Origin of the sequence: Sneathiella sp. HT1-7 (assembly GCF_020731145.1) — a bacterium.
Taxonomy (GTDB): Bacteria; Pseudomonadota; Alphaproteobacteria; order Sneathiellales; family Sneathiellaceae; genus Sneathiella.
Genome location: NZ_JAJFZN010000002.1, coordinates 24,257 through 48,413 on the forward strand (window position 1 = coordinate 24,257; position 24,157 = coordinate 48,413).

The 24,157-nt window shown below is 49.7% G+C and carries 21 protein-coding genes; 17 read left to right on the forward strand and 4 right to left on the reverse strand.

The features are described 5' to 3' along the window. Positions 1 to 22: 22 nt before the first annotated feature. The gene (locus tag LKE13_RS05340) at positions 23 to 916 is read left to right on the forward strand and encodes a diacylglycerol/lipid kinase family protein (RefSeq protein ID WP_227948930.1); all 894 of its coding nucleotides are present in this window, start codon (positions 23 to 25) and stop codon (positions 914 to 916) included. Here LKE13_RS05340 and LKE13_RS05345 read toward each other — a convergent pair. Then, the gene (locus tag LKE13_RS05345; RefSeq protein WP_227948933.1) at positions 913 to 2,442 is read right to left on the reverse strand and encodes a hypothetical protein; all 1,530 of its coding nucleotides are present in this window, start codon (positions 2,440 to 2,442) and stop codon (positions 913 to 915) included. The two genes, LKE13_RS05340 and LKE13_RS05345, sit on opposite strands and share 4 nt — an antisense overlap. A gap of 304 nt (positions 2,443 to 2,746) precedes the next feature. Here LKE13_RS05345 and LKE13_RS05350 point away from each other — a divergent pair, with 304 nt between their 5' ends. Both LKE13_RS05350 and LKE13_RS05355 read left to right on the forward strand, forming a co-directional pair. Next, positions 2,747 to 4,183 (forward strand): UbiA family prenyltransferase, encoded by a 1,437-nt coding sequence (locus tag LKE13_RS05350; RefSeq protein WP_227948935.1) that lies wholly within the window; start codon positions 2,747 to 2,749, stop codon positions 4,181 to 4,183. 47 nt (positions 4,184 to 4,230) lie between these two features. Continuing rightward, entirely contained in the window at positions 4,231 to 4,605 is a 375-nt protein-coding gene (locus LKE13_RS05355; protein ID WP_227948937.1) for a DMT family transporter, read from the forward strand. A gap of 89 nt (positions 4,606 to 4,694) precedes the next feature. Here the strand turns inward: LKE13_RS05355 and LKE13_RS05360 are convergent, their stop codons facing one another. Then, positions 4,695 to 5,789, reverse strand: coding sequence for a PLP-dependent cysteine synthase family protein (locus LKE13_RS05360; protein WP_227948939.1), 1,095 nt, complete (start codon positions 5,787 to 5,789; stop codon positions 4,695 to 4,697). A gap of 495 nt (positions 5,790 to 6,284) precedes the next feature. Here LKE13_RS05360 and LKE13_RS05365 point away from each other — a divergent pair, with 495 nt between their 5' ends. The 6 genes from LKE13_RS05365 to LKE13_RS05390 all read left to right on the forward strand — a co-directional run bounded on the left by LKE13_RS05365 (position 6,285) and on the right by LKE13_RS05390 (position 12,943). Further along, on the forward strand, positions 6,285 to 7,178 hold the full coding sequence (locus LKE13_RS05365) for a branched-chain amino acid ABC transporter permease (protein WP_265334826.1): 894 nt from the start codon (positions 6,285 to 6,287) through the stop codon (positions 7,176 to 7,178). 2 nt (positions 7,179 to 7,180) lie between these two features. Then, complete coding sequence (locus tag LKE13_RS05370) at positions 7,181 to 8,290, forward strand: branched-chain amino acid ABC transporter permease (protein ID WP_227948943.1); 1,110 nt, start codon at positions 7,181 to 7,183, stop codon at positions 8,288 to 8,290. Further along, the gene (locus LKE13_RS05375; protein WP_227948945.1) at positions 8,287 to 9,045 is read left to right on the forward strand and encodes an ABC transporter ATP-binding protein; all 759 of its coding nucleotides are present in this window, start codon (positions 8,287 to 8,289) and stop codon (positions 9,043 to 9,045) included. The genes LKE13_RS05370 and LKE13_RS05375 overlap by 4 nt, the downstream gene beginning before the upstream one ends. A 3-nt stretch (positions 9,046 to 9,048) precedes the next feature. Then, positions 9,049 to 9,822: an ABC transporter ATP-binding protein gene (locus LKE13_RS05380; protein WP_227948947.1), complete on the forward strand. Its 774-nt coding sequence runs from the start codon at positions 9,049 to 9,051 to the stop codon at positions 9,820 to 9,822. Between the two features lie 24 nt (positions 9,823 to 9,846). Next, positions 9,847 to 11,679 carry an AMP-dependent synthetase/ligase gene (locus tag LKE13_RS05385; RefSeq protein ID WP_227948950.1) on the forward strand — a complete coding sequence of 611 codons (1,833 nt, stop codon included), beginning with the start codon at positions 9,847 to 9,849 and terminating at the stop codon, positions 11,677 to 11,679. Between the two features lie 70 nt (positions 11,680 to 11,749). Then, positions 11,750 to 12,943 (forward strand): ABC transporter substrate-binding protein, encoded by a 1,194-nt coding sequence (locus LKE13_RS05390; protein ID WP_227948952.1) that lies wholly within the window; start codon positions 11,750 to 11,752, stop codon positions 12,941 to 12,943. A 59-nt stretch (positions 12,944 to 13,002) separates the two neighbouring features. On the opposite strand, the gene LKE13_RS05395 is transcribed toward LKE13_RS05390, so the two are convergent. Next, the gene (locus LKE13_RS05395) at positions 13,003 to 13,929 is read right to left on the reverse strand and encodes an aminotransferase class IV (RefSeq protein ID WP_227948954.1); all 927 of its coding nucleotides are present in this window, start codon (positions 13,927 to 13,929) and stop codon (positions 13,003 to 13,005) included. 277 nt (positions 13,930 to 14,206) lie between these two features. Here LKE13_RS05395 and LKE13_RS05400 point away from each other — a divergent pair, with 277 nt between their 5' ends. The 8 genes from LKE13_RS05400 (at position 14,207) to LKE13_RS05435 (ending at position 22,834) form a co-directional block, all read left to right on the forward strand. Next, complete coding sequence (locus LKE13_RS05400) at positions 14,207 to 15,373, forward strand: acyl-CoA dehydrogenase family protein (RefSeq protein ID WP_227948956.1); 1,167 nt, start codon at positions 14,207 to 14,209, stop codon at positions 15,371 to 15,373. A 114-nt stretch (positions 15,374 to 15,487) separates the two neighbouring features. Then, on the forward strand, positions 15,488 to 16,705 hold the full coding sequence (locus LKE13_RS05405; RefSeq protein ID WP_227948958.1) for an FAD-dependent monooxygenase: 1,218 nt from the start codon (positions 15,488 to 15,490) through the stop codon (positions 16,703 to 16,705). A gap of 49 nt (positions 16,706 to 16,754) precedes the next feature. Further along, positions 16,755 to 17,204, forward strand: a complete 450-nt coding sequence (locus tag LKE13_RS05410) for a MaoC family dehydratase (protein ID WP_227948959.1) — start codon at positions 16,755 to 16,757, stop codon at positions 17,202 to 17,204. Continuing rightward, entirely contained in the window at positions 17,201 to 18,088 is an 888-nt protein-coding gene (locus LKE13_RS05415) for an HpcH/HpaI aldolase/citrate lyase family protein (protein WP_227948960.1), read from the forward strand. The genes LKE13_RS05410 and LKE13_RS05415 overlap by 4 nt, the downstream gene beginning before the upstream one ends. Positions 18,089 to 18,116: 28 nt before the next feature. Continuing rightward, positions 18,117 to 19,280 carry a phytanoyl-CoA dioxygenase family protein gene (locus LKE13_RS05420; RefSeq protein WP_227948961.1) on the forward strand — a complete coding sequence of 388 codons (1,164 nt, stop codon included), beginning with the start codon at positions 18,117 to 18,119 and terminating at the stop codon, positions 19,278 to 19,280. Positions 19,281 to 19,359: 79 nt separating this feature from the next. After that, entirely contained in the window at positions 19,360 to 19,926 is a 567-nt protein-coding gene (locus tag LKE13_RS05425; RefSeq protein ID WP_227948962.1) for a LemA family protein, read from the forward strand. 46 nt (positions 19,927 to 19,972) lie between these two features. After that, positions 19,973 to 21,889, forward strand: coding sequence for a DUF2207 domain-containing protein (locus LKE13_RS05430; RefSeq protein WP_227948963.1), 1,917 nt, complete (start codon positions 19,973 to 19,975; stop codon positions 21,887 to 21,889). A 78-nt stretch (positions 21,890 to 21,967) separates the two neighbouring features. After that, positions 21,968 to 22,834, forward strand: a complete 867-nt coding sequence (locus LKE13_RS05435) for an urea carboxylase-associated family protein (protein WP_227948964.1) — start codon at positions 21,968 to 21,970, stop codon at positions 22,832 to 22,834. Positions 22,835 to 22,836: 2 nt separating this feature from the next. On the opposite strand, the gene LKE13_RS05440 is transcribed toward LKE13_RS05435, so the two are convergent. Continuing rightward, positions 22,837 to 23,964: an acyl-CoA dehydrogenase family protein gene (locus tag LKE13_RS05440; protein ID WP_227948966.1), complete on the reverse strand. Its 1,128-nt coding sequence runs from the start codon at positions 23,962 to 23,964 to the stop codon at positions 22,837 to 22,839. Positions 23,965 to 24,157 lie beyond the last annotated feature (193 nt).

The window sequence follows — 24,157 nt, forward strand, 5'->3', positions numbered from 1 at the left end:
GTTGCGATAGAAGGTCAGTCCTATGACTCCAGCGAACAGGCGCCTGGTCATCATTCATAATCCAACCTCCGGGATGCGTAACAAAAGCAGATTTTCAAAGGCGCTTTTACGGCTCGCCGAGACGGAGTGCGAGGTTGAAATCCTGAAAACCACCGGCCCCGGCCACGCAACGATGCTGACCCAAGAGCTTGTTGCCCGAAATGACCCCGATCTTGTTCTGGTAGCCGCTGGTGGAGATGGTACAATATCTGAAATTTTGAACGGGCTTAAGGGGGGTGATCTTCCCTTGGGCGTTATTCCACTTGGTACCGCGAATGTACTCGCGCGTGAGCTTGGTGTCGGCGTTTCGATTGAAAAAGCTGTAGATACATTGGTGACTGCCTTGCCCGTGCCTGTGTATACAGCGCTCGCCAATGACAAGCGGTTTCTGCTGATGCTCGGGGCGGGTTACGACTCTCTTGCCGTGGCAGCCATGCGTTCGGATCAGAAAAAGAGATTTGGTGCTATTGCATATGTTTTAGCGGCAATGCGTGTAATCGCTGGTTTTCGAAATATGAAACTTGAAGTGACGGTAAATGGGGTGCGTCATAGTGCGGGCAGCGTCATCATCACAAAGGCAAAGTACTATGGAGGCCCGTTTGTGATCGCTCCCGACGGGGGAATTGAAAAGCCGCAGCTTGATGTTCTTATATTCAGAGGTTCGGGTGCCGTGAACGCCATTCGATATGGGATGGCGTTGCTTTTAAACCGGATTAACCGTTTGCCTGATGTTGAAATGCTGGTTACAGACACAGCCATATCGCTGACCTCACCCGCTCCGTTTCCTTGCCAATGCGACGGTGATGGCGGATTTGAAACACCGGTCAATATTTCACTTGATCCGCAGCCGCTGATGATACTACGTGCGGCGATTTAGTTGCGGTCAAATCGCTCTATATAGATATTGCCCCAGGCTTCTTCGCCCACTGAGGTGAAATGCTCGCTAAGGGTCTCTCTTGTAACGTCATCCGGATCGAAAAGATCATACTGTCGGGTGACCAGAAAGACGCGATCCTTGTCGACAATCAGGTCTCTGATGACTTGCGCATCTTCAGCACGAACTCCCGGAACAGCGGGGAAGCCATCGGGGTAAAAGTCAGAATACTCCGTTGCTGGATATTCTGCAGGAAAACTTTTTATCCGGGCGGCTAATTCGGGATCGGAAACATAAAGGCTGGACGGAAGATAGAGGTCATTTGGCATCATCAGGACTAAGTCATTTTTCTGGGTTTGCTCCGCAAGGCCCGCCATGATTTCATCCCATGGCTCCTTCTCTCCTGCTCGTAAAATTGCCGTAAGGCCGAGGGCAAGGACCACAACATAGAAGATCTTGATGGCATTTCGAAGAAACCGGCGTCCGATAAACTCAATTGCTATGGATAGAAGCATGAAATAAGGAATAAGGCCCGGCAGCAGTGTCCGCTCCAGAAAGATATTAGGCCCCATTATTGAGATAAGGAAAGAGACAACTGGTACTGAGAAGCAGCTTAACAAGAAGAAGCTGGCAAGGGAAATCGCCTTCAACTGGATGATCTTGTAAAGGCCGTGCAAGATAAGGGCAAATGACAGAATAGCCGTGGCCAGACCGAGAGCAAGTCGCCCTGTGTGAATAATTGCGGATGGTCCAAAGGCAGTATCGATGAGCTTGTCCGCATAGCCAAAGCCGAAAATCCGGCGCATGATCTGGATAAAGCTGGTGATTGTGGGCTCAGCGACCCAGTTTGAAGCTTCCCAATAGACCAGTTGTCTTACGATTTGAATGATAAGTGGGACGGAAAGGGCGAGCACTATGATAAAACAAAATAGTAGTCTGTAGAAAAAATCTTTCCTGAATTTTAGCTGAAGAGCCCAGTGCACAGTCAGGGACGAAAATAGCACTGCAGTAAAAATACCGCCCAGATGATGGGACCAATTTGTCAGGAGCACGCCTATGACAAATATCATCCACCCTTTTTTCGTTCCCCCATCGTTATTCAAGAGAATTGAAATTAGGCCGAAAATTGCCAATGAATAGGCGAAGAAAAGCAAGATATATGGCCGGGCTTCAATCGAATACCAGACAAGGACCGGACTAAAGCAGATAAGGATACTGTTGAAGAGGGCCGCGTTATCGCCCTCTCTGTTGAGATATGTTGCGGTAATCCTTGTCGAAAAATAGGACGAAACAACGAGCAGAAAACTAATAAAAATAGATAGAGACCGGTGCCATAGCCCTGTCTCATCCGCTTCGATCATGCCCCAAAGCTTGACCAAGCTATAGTAAAGTGGCGGATGCGCCTCAACTTCGGGGAGCCAGAACCAGATTTCATGAAATGATAGCTTTGCAAACCAAGCGGTGTAACCCTCGTCCAGCCAGTATGGAAGGGCGCCTTCATTGATGATTTTTATAGACAGCGAAATCACTATTACGGCAGCTAAAAAGCCAAAATGCCAAATCCGTTTCGATCGATTCTCCTGATTATACAAACACTTGTCCCCGGCTCATCATCAACGCAAAAATGTCACGCTTACTAACATTAATTGACTATATTATGGTTAATACTGGTTCGTATCCTTGTTTTTTCTAGAATAGCGAAAAGAAATCTAAAATTAAGGTTTATTCGATACACACTGGGTTGCATTTGCGAATAATATCGTTGCTGGACCAGGGAGTTGTTAGGGTCACCCCTGCTGTTTACAGCAATCTGTATATGAGGGCGAGAATCCGTTGGTTGAGAACGTAAAATACGTAGTTGTAGATTTAGATGGTACATTGGTTCGGACGGATTTATTCGTGGAATCATTGCTGCGTTACCTGAAAGGTAACCCATTCAAGATATTCCAATTGCTCTTTTGGTTGCTGAAGGGGCGTGCCTTTGCCAAGGAAAAGATTGCTCAGCATGTTGATATCGATGCTGAGTATCTTCCCTATGAAGAAGGGTTGATTGCCTATCTGAAACAGCTCAAGTCTCAGGGCAAAGAACTTATCCTCGCGACAGCAACCCATCGAAATTATGCCAATCAAGTGGCCGAACATCTGGGTATTTTTGATAAGGTTATGGCGACGGAGGGCGACTATAATCTTAAGGGAAAGAACAAGCTCGCCGCGATCAAGGACTTGATCGGCGATGAAGACTTTGCCTATGCCGGGGACAGTTCTGCTGATGCGCCCATCTGGCGGGCTGCGGCGGCAAACATTATGGTCAACGCGCCGGCCCAATATGTCGCGGAAGCTGAAAAGAACGGTAAATTGGTCTGGCAAGCAAAATCCGAGGCGTCTACCTTGAAAGCCTTTGTGAAGGAGATGCGCCCGCATCAATATGCCAAGAATGTCCTGATTTTCGTGCCATTGGTGACGTCGCATGAATATTCAGATTTTATGCATCTGATGACGGCCTTGTTGGCTTTTGTTTGTTTCAGCTTTTGTGCTTCTGGAGTTTATTTTCTGAATGATCTGCTTGATTTGCAAGAAGACCGTCGACATCGGAGCAAGAAATACCGGCCAATCGCATCAGGGGCGCTTCCTCTTCCTATCGGGATTGCCGGAGCTCTTGGATTTCCGATTTTGGCATTTGCCATATCGATTGTATTTTTGCCATTTGCATTTGTAGGCGTTCTCCTGGTTTACTTTGCCATCACGAATGCTTATTCCTTCCTGCTTAAGCGGATCACGACGGTTGACGTCATGACGCTTGCGATCCTCTATACATTGAGAGTTGTTGCAGGGGCGGCGGCAACAGGCGTGGACCTTTCTTCCTGGCTGATCGCCTTTTCGGTCTTTATCTTTGTCAGCCTAGCTTTCATGAAGCGCTATATTGAGGTGGCGGCCTTAACTGAAAATGACAACAAGGTTCGTGGCCGGGGTTACTCTGCAGATGACCGGGAAACAATGTTTGGTCTTGGTATTACGAATTTTACCGCGGCAGTTGTTATTCTTGCCCTTTATATCAATAGTCCGTTTGTGCTGAGCTCATATTCCAGTCCAGAAGTTCTGTGGCTCCTGTGCTTGATTGTCCTGTTCTGGGGGAACCATATATGGGTATGTGCGCGACGGGGGGAAATCCCGGATGACCCGGTTGTTTTCGCAATCAAAGATCGGGCGAGCCAACTCGTTGGGGTTAGCTTTGTCGTAGTTCTGTTCCTTGCTAAATATTTAGTATTTTGATTTTACCTGCCGCGTCGCGCGCGATGTGTAAATAGGAGACTTATAGAATGTCATTCCTTGTTCTTGGCCTGATCCTGCTGACCGTATTTGCATCGGCATGCGCGCAGCTTGTCTTGAAGCTTGGCGTGGCGGACCAGAAGATGCAGGCAGCAATGCAGTCGGGTATTTATGAGTCTGCCTTGGCGGCTTTGTTCTCGCCATTTATCTGGTTTGGACTGATTATCTATGCACTGAGTGTGGTGCTTTGGCTTTGGGTTCTTTCTAAAGTAGATTTGAGCGTTGCCTACCCTTTCGTCGGGATTGGTTTCGTGGTGACAATGCTGTTCGGAATTTTGTTGTTAAATGAGAATGTCACGCCGATGCGGATTATCGGCACAGTACTGATTGTTGGTGGCTGCGTTCTCGTTGGTAAGTCTGCTTAGATTGCCTTAAGTGCAAAATCCCACTTCGTTGTCCGGTAACATAATAACAGGACAACGAAATGAGTATTTGCAGTGTTTTAACGCGCGGGTCACTCCGTCGGCATGTGAAAGCCGGGCGTTGAGAGGGAAAGGGCGATTTCGTCGTCCGCCATGTCTTCCACGATATTTTCAAACAGCGGTGAAGAAAGGTAGCGTTCCCCAGTATCAGGCAGCATGCAGAGGATAACAGATCCTGGCGCCGCTTTCTCTGCAACCTTCATGGCGACTGCAAAAGTTGACCCGCCAGATATGCCGGTGAAAATCCCTTCATTCTGTGCAAGTTTCTGCGACCATTCAATTCCTTCTGGTCCTGCGATCGGAATAAGTTCGTCGTAGTATCCCTGATCAAGAGACTCCTGAAGAACGAGCGGGATAAAGTCCGGCGTCCAACCCTGGATCGGGTGGGGTTCGAAGGATTTATGACCCTCACTCGGGGAGCCGCTTGAATCGCGTTCTTGGGCAACGCCGCTACCGACAAGCTGAGCATTGGCGGGTTCGGTCAGAACTATCTTGGTTTCCGGACGCTCCTTCTTCAGGACACGGGATACACCGGTCATTGTGCCGCCTGTTCCATATCCGCTTACCCAGTAATCAAGCCGATGCCCATCGAAATCAGCGAGGATTTCCCGCGCCGTTGTATTTTCATGGATCAGCGCGTTATCGGCGGTTTCAAACTGGCGTGCAAGGAACCAGCCGTTCGCCTCCGCCAGTTCTTTCGCCTTTTGATACATGCCAAAGCCCTTCGCCGCCCGGGGCGTGAGGACTACCTTTGCACCAAGAAAGCGCATAAGTTTCCGTCGCTCGATAGAAAAGCTGTCGGCCATAGTGACGACGAGGGGGTATCCCTTAGCCGCGCAGACCATGGCAAGGCCAATTCCCGTATTGCCGCTGGTCGCCTCGACAACGGTTTGGCCAGGTCTTAAATCTCCGCGCTTCTCCGCCTGCTCAATAATCGAAATAGCGAGTCGATCCTTAACGGAAGCGGCCGGATTAAAAAATTCCGCCTTCACATATAGCTCGACACCTTCAGGTGCAAGGCGATTGACGCGGATGCAAGGTGTATTGCCAATAGTGTCTACGATAGAGGAATATAATTGCCCCAACCCTTCTGTTGTGCGCGTGCCTCCTTTTGTGTTCTGGTTCATTTTTCACTCCCGATCTATTGGTGCCCGGCTTTGATTGCCCAGCGGTTAGAAAAATTAAAATGTCTAAAAGGTGATTTGACGATAACCATGTTGGTGGAACAAATCCAACTCATTTCTTGGTTACAGTGGTATGGTAATTTCATCTCAGGTTGCACGCGGCGCAACATGTGTGTTTTCTAATGTACCTTTGAGGGATGTATCGTAAGGGTGAGAATTGACGATTGTAGATGCAACATATTGTCATAAATTAAGTAAATATATAGAATTTAAACAAGTAATTTGTAGTAAAAATGGGAAATTGTTTTCATTAATGTACTTATTGTTTATAAAAATAATTATACTGCAAATGCGAACAAAAAAAATACTAAGCTCGTTGAAAAGTTTTATTGACGCTGAACGAAACGCTTGCTTATACTTTTCAAATCACCGTATTCGTCCGCTTAAGTAATACGGCGTGAAAAAACTAAAAAAATCGGACAATAGTGGGAGGCTATCCTGTTTGAATTTTTTCAGTTAGTTATCGGGGGCGTGTCCATCGGGTGTATCTATGCCCTTGTCGCCCTCGGTTTCGTATTGATCTATAAGGCGACGGAAGTCGTCAACTTCGCGCAAGGCGAGTTGATGATGCTAGGTGCCTTTCTTGCATACACCTTTATATCCATTCTTGGGTGGAACTATTGGGCCGGTGCTGCTGCGGCTATTTTCTGCATGTTCTTCGTTGGAAACTTTGTAGACCGGATATTTCTTCGTCCGGTGCTGGGTCAGCCGCAATTTTCCATTGTCATGGTAACCATTGGATTTGGGTATATGGCGCGGAGCGGGGCGGGTATGATTCCCGGCTGGGGAACAGAAACCTACGCGATTTCCACACCCTTTTCGAGCGAGGGGATGAGTCTGGTGCCGGAATCTGTTGGTTCTCTCGTCATATCTCAAACGGATCTATCTGTGATTATTGCGACTATTATCCTCTGTGCCGTCTTGTACGCCTTTTTCACCCACACGCGGCTTGGTATTGCGATGCAGGCATCCTCGCAGAACCAGCTGGCCGCCTATTATATGGGTATTCCGGTTAAGGCCGTTTTCTCCATGATCTGGGGTATAAGTGCGGCGGTTGCGGCGGCGGCGGGTATACTTCTTGCGCCGACCACCCTGATTGATACCAGTATGGGCTTTATCGGGTTAAAGGCTTTTCCGGCCGCTGTGCTGGGCGGATTCGGTTCTATTCCAGGCGCAGTCGTCGGAGGCGTTATCATCGGAATTATTGAGACGCTCGCGGGGTTCTATCTGCCGCCCGGCTTTAAGAACGTGGCCGCATATGTGGTGCTACTCGTTGTTCTGGTTGTTCGGCCGCAGGGGCTGTTCGGTCAGAAGACCGGAAAGAGAGTGTAGTCATGCGGTTTCTTTTTAAAACAGACTATAATCAGGATATCCGGATTGCGAAACACTCAGGTTACTATTGGTCCTACGGACTATTATTGCTGATTGTCGTAGCGGCGCCTTACTTCCTGGAAGGCTACTATATAGGACAGATGACGCAGCTTTTCATCATCGCTATGGCGGGTGTCGGTTTGATGCTCCTTGCGGGATATACGGGGCTGGTCAGTCTTGGGCATGCGGCGTTTTTCGGCATAGGTGCCTATACCGAGGCTGTGCTCACAAGCAATGGGGTGCCACTGCCGTTTATGGAAGAACCGGTAATCTTCCCCTTCGTCATTTCCATGCCGCTTGCTGCAATTTTTGCGGCGCTGGCAGGGGTGGTAATTGGTATCCCGGTTCTGCGCTTGACTGGAATTTATCTGGCCATCGCAACATTTGCCTTTGCCTTGATAATTGAAGAGATCCTCTCTCGTTGGGAGAGTGTGACAAATGGCTATACGGGGCTTTTGGTGGAATCTCTCTATATCGGGGATACGGAACTTACGGACGGTGCGCCGTTTTACTTTCTGTGCCTCGGCTTGCTGGTCCTCGTTATTTTAATGTCGATCAATCTTCTGCGGTCGCCGACGGGACGCGCAATGATGGCTATCCGTGATTCAGAGGTATCCGCCCAAAGCATGGGTGTTAATCTGGCACGTGTGAAAACCACAGCCTTTGCCCTTAGTGCCGGCATCACGGGGCTAGCTGGGGCCTTGTTCGCACACAAGCTGGGCTTCCTCTCGCCGGAAAGTTTTACGGTGTTCCAGTCTCTGGAACTGCTGGTGCTCGTTGTGGTTGGCGGCATTGGATCACTTCATGGCGCGATTTTCGGCGCAATGTTCGTGCTAGCGCTGCCGCAAGGGCTGGCCATTCTGAAGGATTATCTGCCGACGGCTATTGCGGAGACACCGGGGATGGAGCCTTTTATTTTCGGCTTTATCCTGGTGCTGGTCATTATTTTTGAACCCTATGGTATTTACGGCCGCTGGTTGAAGATAAAGCATTATTTCCAGATGTTCCCTGTCTACAAGAAGGCCACCTTCAAACGCCAAAAAGCCTATATGAAGTCGGAACGATTGAAATGAGTTTTTTCAAAGCGGAAAATCTGGCGATTAACTTCGGCGGCGTTAAGGCGGTCGATGGAGTTAATTTTGAGATCAAAAAGGGCGAGTGTTTTACCATTATCGGCCCGAACGGTGCGGGTAAGACGACGATTTTTAACCTGATTAGTCGGATTTATGATTCGACCGAAGGTACGATGACGTTCGACGGTCAGGATATTACAAAAGTACCGCCGCATGCCATTGCCAGCCTTGGTATCGCCCGGACATTCCAGAATATCGAGCTGTTTGAGCATGCGTCCGTATTGCAGAATTTGCTGGTCGGGCGTCATTGTCATTCGAGAACGAATTTATTTTCTGAATTGGCATTCACGCCATCAATGCGAAAAGCTGAAATAGCGCATCGCGAAAAGGTGGAAGAGGTCATCGACTTCCTTGATCTTCAACATTACCGGGAAAGCCTGATTACGAACTTGCCATATGGGGTTCGTAAAGTGGTTGAGTTGGGCCGGGCATTATGCACAGAGCCCAAACTGATATTGCTCGATGAGCCGTCATCGGGACTCAATGTAGAAGAAACCCAGGACATGTCTTTCTGGATCGATGATATCAAAAAGGATCTGGGTATCACTGTGCTGATGGTTGAGCATGACATGGGATTGGTATCGGAAGTGTCCGATCAGGTACTGGTGCTGAACTACGGCAGGATGCTGGCATTCGGTTCTCCCCAGGATGTGCAGAACGATCCGGAAGTTATCAAGGCCTATCTGGGAGAGTAGATAATGAGTGATGCGATCCTGAAAGTCCGAAATATTGAAACATACTACGGCCCGATTATGGCAATTCGCGGCATATCTATTGATGTGCGCGAAGGACAGATTGCAACGGTTCTGGGCGCGAACGGTGCAGGTAAAACGACGATCCTGAAAACGATCAGCGGTATCATGGATCCGCAAAAGGGTGTTGTGGAATTTAATGGGCAAGAAATCCAGAAACACGACCCCGACTGGGTGATGCGCCAAGGGATCAGCCATGTCCCGGAAGGGCGGGAAGTTTTTCCGTTTCTATCAGTATATGACAACCTGATGATGGGTGCCTACACCCGAAAAGATCGGGATGCAATTGCTCAGGATGTAGAACTTGTGCACAGCTATTTTCCGATCCTGAAAGAACGGGGGGATCAGCCTGCGGGACAGCTCTCAGGCGGGGAACAGCAAATGCTCTCAATCAGCCGAGCGCTTATGGCGCGGCCCAAGTTGATGCTGCTTGATGAGCCCAGCCTTGGTCTAAGTCCAAGATTGGTAAAGGAAATTTTCACGATCATCAAGCGATTGAATGTGGAGCAGGGCATGACGATGCTGTTGGTTGAGCAGAACGCGAACATTGCGCTGCATACGGCGGATTTCGGCTATGTCCTCGAAGTGGGACGCATCGTTATGGAAGATACAACTGAAAACCTTCTGCAAAAGCAGGATATCCGGGAATTTTATCTCGGCATTCAGGACCAAGGCGTTCGTGGTAAACGCCGTTGGAAAAAACGTAAGACCTGGCGATAGGATAGGCTGAGGCTGGAGGGAAATATGAACGCAATGAATTACCCGCCAACGGTCATTGATGGCGCGACAACGACTTGTCAGCTCTTCTGGAGGCGTGTCAAAGAGCATGACAAGAAGATTGCGATGCGTGAAAAGGATTTCGGCATCTGGCAAACGGTCACATGGTCGGAGTATGGGGAAAAAGCGCGCGCCTGCGGACTGGGCTTGGTTGCGCTTGGCCTGAAACGCGGTGAAACTGTTTCGATCCTAAGTGAAAATAAGCCCGAATGGCTCTATCTTGATATGGGCATACTCTGTGTCGGAGGGGTCAGTAATGGTGTCTATACGACGGATAGTGCGAAGCAGGTGGAATATTTGTGTCGGGATTCACGGACGCGAGTTTTCGTTGCAGAAAATGAAGAGCAACTCGACAAAATCCTGGAAGTGCGGGAGCGCCTGCCAGATCTTGTGAAAATTGTTGTTCTTGATATGGAAGGGCTGCGTGACTTTCAGGACGATATGGTCATTAGTATCGAGGAACTCTATCAACTTGGTGAAACATACCAAAAGGAGCATCCGGATTTCTGGGAAGAACAGATTGCGCTTTCCAAACCCGAAGACTTGGCAATCCTGATATACACTTCCGGTACAACAGGGCCGCCAAAGGGGGCGATGATCTCGCACCGGAACCTGATGTTTCAGATTTCAAATTTGACACCTATCATTGATTTCGGACCTGAGGATGAGCAGCTTTCATTCCTGCCATTGTGCCATGTAGCAGAACGTTCTTTTAGCGTTTTTTTACCATTATTTGCCGGTTCTGTTGTCAATTTTGTCGAAGGCGCAGACACAGTGCCGGAAAATATCCGGGAAGTCTCGCCAACTGTTTTCTTCGCCGTCCCTCGTATCTGGGAGAAATTCTACTCGGCGATAACATTGCAGTTGAAAGAAGCGACGGGATTACAGCAGCTTGCCTATAAATTGGCAATTGGTGCGGGCTATAAGATTGCGGACAAAAAGCTGAACGGTGAAACGCCGAATAAACTGGAAGAATTTAAATTCTGGCTGGCAGACCAACTGGTACTCAAAAATGTGAAGCGTCTTCTTGGGTTGGACCGCGCACATTATCTCGGCTCTGGCGCCGCACCAATATCACCGGACCTGATCAAATGGTATTGGGCACTCGGCCTTAGCATGTATGAAGTGTATGGGCAGACGGAAAATACTGGTGTCGCGACGACTAACCTGCCGGATCGATACAAGCTCGGCACAGTTGGGGTCGCCGCACCGGAAACTGAGGTGCGTATTTCCGATGAGGGAGAAATACTTCTTAAGGGACCTCATGTATTTCTTGGCTACCTTAATCAGCCGGAGAAGACCGCAGAAACTGTGACGGATGGATGGCTGCACACCGGGGACGTTGGGTATGTCGATAACAACGGGTTTGTGAAAATTACCGACCGGATGAAAGATATCATAATCACGGCCGGGGGTAAGAACATCACGCCCTCGGAAATAGAGAATCAATTGAAATTTAGTCCCTATATTTCGGATGCCGTCGTGATTGGCGACAAGCGTAAATACCTCAGCTGTCTGATCATGATTGATCATGAGAACGTGGAGAAATACGCGCAAGATCGTGACGTTCCTTTCACGAATTTTCAGAGCCTTTGCAAAACTAGCGAGGTGTTGGGCCTGATCCGCGAAGAAGTAGAAAAGGTGAACAAGAATTTTGCGCAGGTCGAGACGATAAAGGATTTCCGGTTGATTGAGGAAGTTCTCACTGCGGAGGATGATGAGTTGACACCGACCATGAAATTGAAGCGTTCATTCGTAAATCAGAAATACAAAGGGCTGATCGATACAATGTATGCGTGAGCAGTAATTTCGGTAAATTAGAAAAATAGGGTATTATGTCGTTATCAGGGAATAATTTGGGAGAATAACCATGAAACGTAGAAGCTTTTTAAATATCTCGTTGGGGGCCGTTGCGACTATTGCCGCGGCGTTCATTGGATCGGCTGGAATAGCCTCGGCTGATCAGGGGATATATGACGATAAAATAGTTCTTGGATCGCATCAACCGCTTTCCGGACCTGTCGCTCTTTGGGGCGTTCCGGTCACGAACGGTATGCGGATGGCGGTTGAGGATGCCAATGCAAAAGGGGGCGTTAACGGCCGTATGATTGAACTGATCGTCGAAGATTCAGCTTATCAGCAGAACAAAGCAGCTCAGGCCGGAGATAAACTTCTCAAGAAGGACAAGGTTTTCGCCATCGTCGGCGCGCTAGGGACACCAACGAACATGGTGACGATGCCGCGGGCTCTTAAAATGGGCGTCATGAATATTTTTCCGGTTACAGCCGCGAATGAGATGTTCGAGCCCTACCATAAGCTTAAGTTCGGTGGTTTCACGCCTTACAGTGATCAAATGCAGGCCGCTGTGAAATACTTTGTCGATAACAAGGGCATCAAGAAAATCGGTGTTCTCTATCAGGATGACGACTTTGGTAAAAATGTACTTCATGGGTGCGAAGATCAGGCCAAGGATATGGGGCTTGCTGAGGTTGTTAAAACAAACTTTAAACGGGGATCAAAGGACTTTTCCTCTCAGATTGCCCAGCTCAAGTCTGAGGGTGTTGAACTAGTCTGCCTTGGTACCATTATCGGTGAGACGATCGGCAGCATGGCAACGGCTAAGAAGATTGGTTACGATCCGATCTTTGTTGTGAGTTCTGCTGGTTATGTTCCTGAGAATGTAACTCTGGCGAAAGGCCTGACAGAAGGTTTATATGGAACAGGACAATCCCCAATCCCTTATTATGAAGATGCCACGCCAGAAGTGAAAGCGTGGATGGACGACTACAAGAAGCGCTTTGGTGATGACGCGGTGTTACAGTCAATTGCCGGTTATGACGCAATGCATGTTTTCGTCATGGCGCTTGAAAAAGCAGGACCAGATCTGACTGCTGAAAAAGTCGCGGAAGCCATTGAAAGCATTAAAGACTATCAGAATATATTCGGGGGCGCTCCATATAGCTTCTCTGCTGAAGATCATCTGGGTCCAGATGCACGTAATAGTGCAGGCCTTTACCAGGTTGTTGGAGACAAGTGGCAAAAAGTCAGCGCGATTAGCTATTAATTCTGCGTAGAGGGAGGCGAAAAACCCGGTTTTCCAGCCGGGTTTTTTTATTGGCAAAATTATGACTGCGTATTTTGAGCGACGAGTTCCCGGTAAAGGCCTTGAAGTCTGGCCGTCATGGGGCCGATGCCCTCATGCAACCCGATCTTTTTTCCATCAATCTGCGCGACAGGAGTTTGGGCGCCAAAAGTACCTGTTAGAAAGGCTTCATCTGCGCCATAAGCCTCCACAAGAGAATAGTTCTTCTCAAATACCGGTATATTGTTCGCCCGGCACAGGTCGATCACTTTCTGCCGGGTCACACCATTCATGCAGTAGTCGCCAGTGGAGGTCCAAACCTCACTTTTTCGGACGATGAAGAAGTTGCAGGCGTTTGTCGTATTAACGAAGCCATGCGGGTCCAGCATCAACCCTTCATCCGCCCCGGCTTGCTCCGCCTGCAAGCAGGCGATCACACAGTTCAGTTTGGAATGCGAGTTATATTTTGCATCCTGCGACATAGGAAGTCCGCGGACTTGAGGAACGGTTGCGAGAGAAATACCTCTGTTTTGCAGATGCTCTGAAGGTTTAGAATGCTCCATAATAATGACAATTGTCGGTCCCGTTTTCGAAAGATTTGGATGCTGAAACGGCTTAGATTTGACACCGCGCGTAATCATCAGGCGGCAATGAACATCATGGGTCATTCCGTTGGCGGCGGCGGTCCGGGTAAGGGCGTCCAGAATACCATCTCGATCCATCCCAATATCTAATGAAATCGCTTTGCAACTGTCGAAAAGCCTGTCCATATGCTCATCAAAGAACGCCCATTTGCCACGGTAAAGGCGCATTCCTTCCCACATTCCGTCTCCCAGCATGAACCCGGAATCATAGACGGACACTTTGGCGTCTGACCGGTGAACAATTTCGCCGTTCACATAAATCTTGATATCCTGGTTTCGAGCATCCTCCTCCGCATCATGTGTGGTTAGGTTGTTTTCATTCATAATTCATTACCTGTTCGTATCCTGAGATTGTGCGGAACTTTCGGCTATATCCTTTGCGTTTTCTATCAAAAAGTAAAGGTAGGGGCATTCCATTTTGTCTCTGTTCTTTCATCTTACTCCATGTAAAAATAACATAATTAGTGAGAACAAATCCTCTTGCGGATTTCCCGTCAGCAACAGATTGATCTCCACTAAAAAACAGATGCGACTATTCTGTCGAAATTTCGGCGAAGAAGAAGCCCTATAAAACAAGGCGGGTAACCGCTGGGAGGAAAAAATGAGTGTCGATCTTACGCCCGAGCAGCTTCAGATCAAGGATAGCATTACCCGTCTATGTCAAAAATTTGATGATAACTATTGGCTTGCGCGAGATAACGACGGTGAGTTTCCGGAAGAATTTTGCCGCGCCATTGCGGATGAAGGATGGATGGGGATTGCCATGCCCGAAAAATATGGCGGGAGTGGTCTCGGCATATCTGACGCTGCCGTCATGGTGCAAGCCATTACGGAATCTGGGGCCGCCAATGCTGGTTTCGCGGCTATTGCCATTGGGATATTCGGCCTGAACCCGGTCGTTGTTTTCGGTACAGAAGAACAGAAGCAACGATGGTTGCCTCCGATTATAAAGCGCGAGGATGTTGCCTGTTTTGCTGTAACAGAACCGAACACGGGGCTGGATACAACCCGTTTGAAGACCCGGGCCATCCGCGACGGAGATCGTTATATTATCAAGGGTGAGAAAATCTGGACTTCCACAGCCTTGCAATCGAATAAGATGCTTCTGATTGCCAGGACAAAAAGAGAGGACGAGACAGCACGACCAATCGATGGGCTTTCTTTGTTTTATACGGACCTGAACCGGGATCATGTCGAAATCAGGCCAATCGATAAAATGGGCCGTAAATGTGTTGATTCCAATCAGCTCTTTATTGATGATCTGCCTGTTCCGAAAGAAGACCTGATCGGTGAGGAAGGTAAGGGGTTCCGATATCTGCTTCATGGTCTGAACGCCGAAAGGATACTGATTTCTGCTTCGATGGTCGGGCTTGGCCGCTGTGCTCTCAAGCGCGCTTCAGATTATGCCCGGGATCGTGTCGTTTTTGATCGACCGATCGGTATGAATCAGTCTATCCAGCATCCTTTGGCGCAATCCTGGGCGGAGCTTGAGGCGGCCAACCTTATGGCATTTCGTGCAGCTCATTTATACGATTCAGGACAGGAATGTGGACTGGAAGCAAACGGCGCGAAGTATCTCGCGGCGGAGGCGGCGTTCAAGTCCTGTACCAATGCAGTTATGACGCATGGCGGCATGGGATATGCGAAGGAATTCCACGTGGAAAGATACCTGCGTGAATGCCTGATCCATCGGCTGGCGCCGATAAGCCCACAGCTAATTTTAAGCTACCTTGCGGAGCGGGCACTTGATTTGCCGAAATCTTACTAAAGAAAATTTAGTGGCCGATGATGGCTTTTTTCTTGTCGTTTGACCTTAAGTCTGCAACCCTTAAGACCATGCGTTTTCAAGAATAACACGGAGAGAATCCGGAAGGAGGAAAACATGCATGTTATATTAATAGGCTGCGGAATAGCGGGAGCCGCACTGTCACTGACCCTCAAAAGGGCGGGGATTTCCCATCTAGTGCTGGAACAAGCCTCTAAACTTTCCGAAGTGGGCGCGGGCCTTCAACAAAGCCCGAACAGCATTCGGGTTCTTGAATATCTGGGTCTAAAGGATGAGTTGGCGCGCATCGGGGTGCCGCCGGCAGCGCATCTGTTCAAGGATTATAAAACCGGGGAAGTTTATCTCAAAACACCGTTAATGCCGAAGGTGGAAGAATACTTCGGCGCCCCCTATTACCATGTCCATCGGGCGGATTTACTCGACATTATGGTTCGCGCGATGGATCCGAGTAACGTCCGGCTGAACTGCAAGGTTGTCGATGTTAAGGAAAATAATGACGGGGTCGAAGTCCATTTAAGTGATGGCACAGTCGAAAAGGGCGATGTTCTGATCGGGTCGGACGGACTTCATTCCATGGTTCGCGAAAAGTTCTTTGCGCCCGAAAAGCCGCGCCCCTCGGGCTGTGTTGCCTGGCGGGGGCTGGTCCCGGTTGACGTCGCCCGGAAACTTGGCTTTGAGCAGAACTCCTATGTCTGGATGGGGCCACATCGTTCGGCAGTTCTCTACTATGTCTGTGGTGGCGATCTTTTTAACTGGGTCGGGATTGGCCCTTACAATGACAATGCGAAGGAATCCTGGTCGCAGACAGGCTCTCGCGATGCCGCTCTTAATGAGTATGATGGTTGGAATGAGCAGATACGCGAGTTAATTGCGGGCACGGAAAGTCTGTTTATGACCAATATGATAGATCGTGAGCCGCTTGACCGCTGGGTCACGGACCGGGTTGCTCTGATGGGGGATGCCGCGCACGCGATGATGCCGTATCACGCGCAAGGCGCAGGGCAGAGTATTGAGGATGCTTGGGTGCTGGGCCGATCCCTTGAGATGGCGGAAGGTAATATTCCTGCGGCCCTTAAAAAATATGAGGGGCTTCGTCTCGACCGTGCAAACCGAGTGCTGTTGCAATCCCGCGCGGCAGAGAATCTCTTTCATATGAGCGATCCGGAAGAAGTTTCGCGCAGGAATGCCCGTTTCGCACGTCATCAGCAAGAAGACCAGGATGGCTTTCCGGTCGGCCAACGCTGGCTCTATTCCTATGATGCGGAAAAGGCGGTAATGGGCACGGATGATGAGTGGCGAGAGCTTTCTTGGTAAGGCGCAACTCAAAAGGCAAAAAACAATAATAAAGAAAGGTTAGTTTCTGATGTCAGGTTTGTATTACGAGGAATTCGAAGTGGGGATGGAATTTAATCATTCCCTTACCCGCACGGTGACGGAGATGGATAATGTCATGTTTTGTGCCATGACTCATAATCCTCAGCCGTTGCATTTGGACGAGGAATTTTCGAAGCAAACTGAGTATGGTCAGCGCATTGTAAATAGCCTGTTTACCCTCGGTCTCGTAATCGGTGTGACGGTGGCGGAAACAACGTTGGGCACCACGCTTGGAAACCTCGGAATGACAGATATCCGCTTCGTTAATCCGGTTTTCCATGGAGATACAATTCGCGTGGTCACCCGGATCAAGGAAATGCGCGAGAGTAAATCACGCCCCACCGCAGGTTTGGTTGTATTTGAACATATCGGCTATAACCAACGGGATCAGGAAGTTGCTTATTGTGTTCGTACAGGTCTGATGAGGAAGCGGCCATGAGGCTTTTGCGATCATGGTTGTTTGTGCCCGGTGATAGCGAACGCAAAATGGAGAAGGCGCTTGGCAACGACGCGGATGCTCTATTGCTGGATCTGGAAGATTCTGTCGCGGATGACCGTCAGGATGTGGCACGGGAAATGGTCGCGGACTTTCTGGCCGCGAACCAGGATCGGTCGCAGCAACAGCTTTGGGTGAGGATTAATCCGCTTGATACGGATATGGCCCTGCCGGATTTGGCGGCTGTCATGTCTGGGGCGCCCGATGGCATCATTTTGCCAAAAGTATATTCGGCAGCTGAAGTAAACCGGCTTGCGGATTTTCTTTTGGCGCTTGAGGCGCGTGAAGGGCTTGAGCTCGGCTCGACAAAAATTTGCAGCGTTGCGACAGAAACGGCGGCTTCACTACTGACGTTTGATAGCTATCTGAAGGACATTTCTCCCAGACTGGTCGCGATGACCTGGGGAGGAGAGGATCTGGCGGCGGCACTCGGTGCGTCAACGAATAGGCATCCGACAACCGGAGAATATGACGATCCGTTTTTGCTGGCCCGCTCTCTCTGTCTTGCGACGGCGCGCGCCATTGATGTACAGGCAGTCGGCGTCGTCTATGTCGATTTTCGGGATAGCGCAGGGCTGGAGCAGGAATGCCTGCGGGATCGTCGGTCCGGATTCATTGGCAAGGTTGCCATCCATCCAGCGCAAGTTGAAGTGATCAACCGCGCATTTACGCCGACGGACGAGGAAATTGACTTTGCTCGAAGGGTGATTGATATTTTTGAGCAAAATCCCGGCATGGGGACAATCGGTTTAGACGGGAAAATGCTCGATATGCCGCATTTGAAGCAGGCAAAGAATGTGATCGCGCTAGTGGATCAGCTACGCTAACCCGATATAAATCAAGGAGGGCAAAAAAATGAATAATACGCAATCCGTAACCCATATCTCTGCCGCCGATCATGCGCTTTTGATGGAAAAATATATCCGGGAAGGAGAGGTGCGTGCCTATGCTCTTGAAAACCGGGGGCCAATCAAGTTGGGACCGGATGGCAAACTTGATAAAGAAATCCTGAATGCCTATCGGGAGCATGGATTTTACGTTTTTGAGAATGTCGTGGATGACACTGAATTGCGTGAGCTTCGGGAGGATGTCGAGCGTGTCCTTTCACGGGCACCGGTTGAGCCGGAGGCGGCTCTGGATGCGTCTGGTCGGCCAGCAATGGGGCCTGAATTCACACGCTACCCCTATCGGTTTGCAAAACCACTTAGCGATCCGCTTGGCGGCACCGCAAAGAACAAAGGGCGTCATCCGGTCAAGATGCTCAATCCGACACCGGGCGAAGATGCGCCGAGTTGGACCATCGAACTTTTGACGGGCAATTTACACCTGATGGATTCCTGCCTTCGCCTCTACGGTCACCCGGGGTTGCTTGCCGTCGCGGAGGCTATTAACGGCCCTGATTTTGTTCCCTATAACGAAGTGGCTTTCATCAAGGAACCGGGCCTTGGGCCCTCTGTCGCTTGGCATCAGGATGGAACAACCCATTGGGATGCGCCTGACTGGAACGAAGATGCGCATGGTTTTAACTTCATGACACAGCTCTACCCAAGCACGCCGGCCAACTGTGTCTGGGTTCTGCCAGGCAGCCATAAAAGCGGAAAAGCGAACATCCCCGCCCTGGTGAATGAAAGCGGGTCGGAACGGCTAGCTGAAGCGGTGCCGCTAGTCTGTGAGGCGGGGGAAGTTTTTGTCGTTAATCGGCAACTGGTGCATGGGTCTTTTGCTAATTCATCTCCGGATAGAAGAGTAACGATAAACGCTGGGTTTTTCCCGCGTGCGCGTGTTCTCGACGTTTCGACAAGTCAGCTTGATGATCGCATGGAAACATATAATGCGGAACGTATTCACGCCCGCAGTCGGATCATTGCGCTCGGTATTGATGCGCGTCAGCAGCGGTTTCCGGGTGAACCAAGATTTAATTATCAGCCGTTGGCTGGAGAGATAGAGGAAAATCGCTGGAACGAGGAGAACCGCGAGAAACTTCTTAAAAATTACAACCTGAATGATATCTACATTTGACGTTAATGAATTAGGTCGTAAACTTGCGGCAGCGCGCAAATCCTTATATGCAATGCGCCTGCCGAGGGAGTAATGCGACATGATTACCTTATTGATTATCATCGGCCTGATCGCCGCCATCATTCTGTATGTCATTGTGACTTACAATGGATTTGTCACTCTGCGTGAGAAAACCAATGAGGCCTGGAGCGGAATCGAAGTTCAGATGAAGCTTCGATACAATCTTATTCCCAATCTGGTTGAGACGGTAAAAGGATATGCCAAGCATGAATCGAGCACGTTTGAGGCCGTGACACGGGCGAGAAATGAAGCCATGTCAAATCACGGATCCCCGGCCGAGCAGGCCCAAACGGAAAATATGTTGTCTGGAGTGTTAAAATCCCTGTTCGCCCTTGCGGAGGATTATCCAGAATTGAAAGCTAACGAGAGTTTCCAGAGTCTTCAGGATCAGTTGGCGGAAGTAGAGGACAAGATACAGGCGGCCCGCCGTTACTATAATGGCGTGGTACGGGATAATAATATCAAGATTGACCAATTCCCCAGTAATCTTGTTGCTAATGCTTTTAACTTCCTCAAAGCCGAGTTCTTCGAACTGGCCGAAGATGAAGAAGCCGCCCGTAAGCCAGTCGATGTTAAGTTCGACTAACCGGTACCCTCCTGATCCGATGGTATTCTCAAGACAAAAGCCAGAGTTGCTGCGTTCTGTCCTGATTGGATTAGTCTTTCTGATTGGGTTGGTATTTCCGTCGTTACCTCACGCAGAAGAACTCATCAAGAACTTCGAAAGTGATCTCTGGGTCCACAGCGACGCAAGCCTGACAGTGCAAGAGCGGATCACGGTTATAAGCGAGGGGAAGCAAATACGGCGCGGGATTTATCGTGATTTTCCGACGGACTATGAGGACTCCCAAGGCAATGAGTATCGTGTTGGCTTTGAAGTCGAGGAAGTCACCCGCGACGGACGCGCGGAACCCTTTCACACTGAGCGGCAATCCAACGGCGTGCGCGTCTATATCGGGGATAAAAATGTTTTTCTCCCTGATGGAAAGCATAGCTACACGATCACCTATAAAACCACCCGCCAGATTGGAAATTTTGACGATATTGATGAGCTGTACTGGAATGTGACCGGAAATGGCTGGGCTTTTATCATCGAACAGGCGAGCGCTCGAGTGCATTTGCCGGATGGCGCCCGTATACAGGATTATATTGCTTACACCGGATATCAGGGCGATAGGGGCAAGTCCTATGGGGCCCGCGAATTTGCAGACGGAATGCAATTCTACACAACGAAATCGCTTCAACCTCGCGAAGGGTTGACCATTGCAGTTTCCTGGCCGAGCGGATTTGTCACGCGGCCCACGGATACGGAGAAGCTTGGCTATCTGCTGTCTGACAATAAAATCCTCTTTATTGGTATCATTGGCCTGCTGATTATCATTGCCTATTATCTTTTTGTCTGGTGGCGAGTGGGCCGTGACCCCGCCGCGGGAACAATCATTCCGCTTTTCGATCCCCCAGACGGCTATTCTCCTGCGGCGATGCGGTATATTCGGAATATGGGTTTCGATAACAAAGTTTTCTCTGCCGCAATATTGAGTATGGCGGTGAAGGGATATTTGACGATTGAGGAAGATAGTTCTGGAACTTATACCCTCAAGAGAACCGGGAAAAAAGCACCGCTTTCCATGGGGGAAAGAGCTGTCGCAAACAGTTTTTTCAATTTCGAAGATGATGAACTTGAACTTAAACAGAAAAATCGGGCAATTATACAAAATGCCCGTAACAGTCTGAAAGAGTGGCTGCGGACCGAGTATGAAAGAACATATTTCAAGAACAACCGCCTGTATTTCCTCCCAGGGGCCGGGCTTTCCCTCCTCGTCATTATATTAATGATTATCTGGGCGAAGGATCCGGGCACAGCCGCTTTTATTTCTTTCTGGCTCGCAGGTTGGACCGCAGGTGTTTATTTCATCCTCCGTAAGGGTTATCGAGCATGGCTGGAATTTTTAAGTGGAAAGAACCCCTTTTCCGGTGTTGGCGCAATTGTCTTGTCTGCCATGGTCGTTCCCTTTCTCGGCGGTGAGGCGGCTGGGTTAATGTTTCTGGTTGAGGCAACGTCACCGGCCGCCGCGTTTCTTTTCCTGCTGATACAGCTTGTGAACCTGCTTTTTTATCATTGGTTGAAGGCTCCGACATTGCTGGGTCGGAAAATGCTGGACAGGTTTGCGGGCTTTGCGGATTTCCTGAGTGTCACTGAAAAAGACCGCATGAACTTCTTTAATCCGCCGGATCGTACGCCGGAACTCTTTGAAAAATTTCTCCCCTTTGCTTTGGCGCTGGATGTAGAAAATGCTTGGGCTGAGCAATTCTCGAACAGCTTTGCCAATGCACATGAAGCTCCAGCTCAGATGACCGGCTACCGCCCGGCCTGGTATAACGGTAGGCATTTCAACCCGACAAATCTGGCTGGATTCTCAACCTCTCTCGGGCGTGGTTTTACGAGCGCCATTTCTTCGGCCGCCACTGCGCCGGGCAGTTCAAGTGGTTCTTCCGGTGGCGGATCATCGGGGGGTGGCGGTGGCGGTGGCGGAGGTGGCGGCTGGTAACGATCTTTGGTCTCTCACCGCTTGTCCCGTGATCCGTAGCATCGTAGGATCGGCTGTCCTTAACGAGGGAGCCGTCCTATGAAGTACAGCCCGCAAAACCAAACTCCTGCCGATGCGGATGTCCGTCGCGCCATCAAGCCGGTGATTGTTTATCCTGTTGATACGCTACCGCTGCCAAACGCAAATATTTACGATGAGGCTCGCGCGAATTTGGAGCAGATCGATGAGGTCATTGTCGCGCCCCGCGACGCCGAATGCTTCCATGTTCCTGCGGGTCATTTTTTCCGTATCGTCAGTATTGAGGGCCCTCAGGTGGGTGATCTTAATCTCTGGAATGTAGGCGATGTAAATGAACGGTTTTTCAGCGGCAAAACCCGTGCATTACACGGCACTCATGTCAGCGTTGGCGACCGGCTCTGGAGTAATCTGCCCTATATGAGACCGATGGCAACACTTACCTATGATACGCTCGATTGGTATGGCTGGGATGATGACGGCGGGGGCGTACATGATGTTATCGGAACCCGTTGCGATCCCTATACCAATGTCATGCTGGGCGGCGATGAGTATCACTATTGCTGTCATTCCAATCTCATCCGAGCCTTTGCAAAGTCACAAAGCATTTCATATGACGCTGCTGAGCCCTTCGTGCATGACGTTCTGAATGTTTTTATGTGCACCGGGTTCACCAAAGATACGCATCAGTATTTCATGAAGGCGAGCCCGGTTCGCCCCGGTGACTATCTGGAGGTATTCGCGGAAATAGATCTTTTAGGCGGGCTTTCGACCTGCCCTGGCGGCGATTGTAGCTCCGGGCATTCCAGCGATGATGCCGCCTGCTATCCACTCAAAGTCGAAATTTATAAGGCAACCAAGGGCCTTCCAGCAGACTGGCATCCTGCTGAGAGATCCGGCTATTCACGTCATCATGGTGCCAAAGAATAGCTCTAACGGCTGTCTGCCGAATAAAGGATTGCCATGCCGATTTTTGCAAGGCGGGCCGCATGGGCATTTTTAGCGATTGTGAGTGATTTTGAGATATCTCGGAACAAATAATGGATATGGGGGCTGTCGATATCAGGACATTTTTCCATCACGGCACTGAAAGCCTCGGAACAGTTTTGGCATTGTTGGTGAAAACCGAGTTGCAACTCCAATATTGGTTGAAGATCATCTCCCGCAGCGTCCGCCATTGATGCTAGCTCTGCAGCAATGACATCCAGAGCTTGTAGTTTAGTCGCTATTGCCCCGAGTTGCACTGCAAGATCGTCGCTTGCCTCTGCTGCAATATCCGAAAGTAAGCGATACATTGATCCGACCTGACCCGCGGCTCCGGCGGCATCTTCGATTGCCCGCATTCGCATGGAGGTTCGGTCAAATGCATCCCCTTCTTCGCCAAGAAGATTTGCTGCTGGAACGCGACAGTTCTCAAGCACAATGCCGCCATGAGGGCAGGGGTGTAAGAAATCTATTTTGACGCCTTCTGTGCGGCGAAAACCGGAGCTGTCGGCAGGCACGAGTATAGCACTGAAGGCCTTTCTGCCGCCCGTTTCATCTGTAATCGCGAGGACGATGAATTGGTCAGCAAGGGGACCGTTTGTCAGGAAGGCCTTCTCACCATTCAGAACAAATTCCGCACCCTCACGTCGTGCTGTTGTTTTCAGAAATTTTGGATGGGCCCCGGCACCGGGTTCGGAAATGGCAACGGAGAGTGTTGTTTTTCCGGCGGCGAGGAGCGGTAACAGCTGCTGTTGCACGGGTGAGGGTGTGTCCGTCGCAATATGTAGCTTGGACATGAGCCAATGGGCCATGAAAACCATTGTTACGCCGGGAACTCCGCCCGTCCGGCTGATTACGCGTCCGGCGGCGGAGAGAAGACTATAATTCGCCCCAAGGCCTTCGTGATCTTCGGGTAAGGAGAGGCCCGCGAGGCCGGAGGCGCCAAAGGTGTGCCATAAATCTGGAGGAAAATCGTTAGCCTTGATTAACTTTCCGCGATTTGGTCGGATATGAGCTTCGGCAAAATCCCTGATTTTGTTTAGTAAGTCTGCCGATTGGTTCTTTGCCGGATACACGTCACTCATCCTTTAGTATGGGTCTGGTTTTTATTCTTCGCGAGGGCGCGGATACCATCATAGCATAAAGATAAAGGCAATTCCGAATTCGCTACTCTCGAGATCTTGCTTGTCCGCATTTTGCATATTAGCTGCTATTCAATTTGTAGACGCTGACACCGGGAGCCTCTATGGTAATGCTATTGACGGTGGC